This window comes from Candidatus Cardinium sp. cBcalN2 (assembly GCF_022810445.1).
Taxonomy (GTDB): Bacteria; Bacteroidota; Bacteroidia; order Cytophagales; family Amoebophilaceae; genus Cardinium.
On sequence record NZ_JAACGD010000098.1, the window covers coordinates 1 to 1652 of the forward strand.

Genomic DNA, 1652 nt, shown 5'->3' on the forward strand with positions numbered 1-1652 from the left:
ACTGCGCTGAACGGCTACCCCGGCAACTGTTTTTCTTTTCATCTGTAAACTAAGCTTTCTGATCGCACTTTTTTCAAAGGGCGCGTTTTTTTACTAGCATAAGCCATAGTGGTGAACGGAAACGAAAAAAGGGGGATAAAAAAGCTTTTGGTACCAGTCATCTGAACAGATATAAAATCTGAGGCAAGCATCGCAATTATTTTGCGAAAAGTCTTTTTCTTTCTTAGCTAGCCCTGCCACAATGGTCAATAGATTTTAAGATAACTTGCTTTTAATTAGAGCCTTAATCTCCTCTGTCTTTGTCAGCTCTAGAGGGGTTTTGCCATCATTATTTTTTATATTTACTTTAATAGCTGGATGATCCAGTAATAATTTAGCAATAGGTACATAACCCCAATGTGCTGCGATATGTAAGGCGGTATCTCCGTTACTATGTTGTGCGTTTACATCAACCTTATCACTATTGAGTAGTGCTTCGACTACTCCTATACGGAAATTCCAAGCTGCCTCATGCAAAACAGTACCGCCTTTTGCATTGTGCGCATTTACATAATTTCGATCAACCTTATCATTATTGAGTAGTTCTTTGACTACCTCTAGCAGGTCATAAAAACCTGCCCACTCCAAAAGATTCATTCCACTGCTTTTCACATTTAGATCAATCCTATCATTATTGAGTAGTTCTTTGATTACCGCTTCATGGCCATTTTTAGCTGCCAGATGCAAAGCAGTATCTGCGTATTTGGTTTGGCTATTTACATTAGTCTTATCACTGTTTATTAGTAATTTGACTACCTCTGTATGGCCGTTTTCAGCTGCCTTATGCAAGGCAGTATACTTTTTGCTATCTTTTGCATCTACATCAACCTTCTCATTGGTTAAGAGTTCCTTCACTACCACTGTATAGCCATTCAAAGCTGCCAGATGCAAGGCAGTATCTCCTGTATCTGGAAGGGTATATGTAACATCTAGCTCGTTATGTCTACGGTGCTTTAATAAAGCCAGTGCTATATCTGGGTGTTGACACTGCAACGTATAGAAAAGTGAAGGTGGCTTTTCCCCTGTATCGTTAATATTGACGTTTTCTAAAGCAATTAAATCAATAACTGCTGATTTGTCATCTTTTTCTATAGCGTTAGCGAGTGGTGTTAGCCTAGTTCCTTTGTTCGGTTTTTTATCTAATCCAAAGTTTAGACCTGCTTTTTGATCTGAGGTAGAAATTAAAGAGGTTTTTCCTGAATCCATTCCTTGGCGCCTTAGGCCTGTTCCCCCTATACAAGAAGAAAAAATATTCAGGCTGAATAAAGCGGTAAATAGGGTTACGATATAATTTAGATACTTTTGCATAGCATTTGATATTAAAGGGTTGCGATATAATTTAGATACCTTTGCATGGTATTTGATACTGTCAATACAAGAAAACAGTTCATAAAAAATTTGCATAATAAAATGCTAAAAGTATATTACAAAAAAATAAGTATAATGCCAATATAAAAGTGTGATAAAAAAGCCTTTCTACTAATGTCGTGAACAGCTACTTTGTAGCTTATTGTATCCATTCACTATTTTTTCAGGACTACCTACAAAAAGAAAAAACGCCCCTTGTAAAATAGTGACCATCAGCAAGTGGCCCTTATCTGTAGTAGTTGATA

General features: G+C 36.9%; 1 protein-coding gene. It reads right to left on the reverse strand.

What is annotated here, in order from left to right; translation table 11 throughout:
- Positions 1-255: 255 nt before the first annotated feature.
- Complete coding sequence (locus tag MUW74_RS02950) at positions 256-1347, reverse strand: ankyrin repeat domain-containing protein (RefSeq protein WP_243517377.1); 1092 nt, start codon at positions 1345-1347, stop codon at positions 256-258.
- Between the last annotated feature and the right edge of the window lie 305 nt (positions 1348-1652).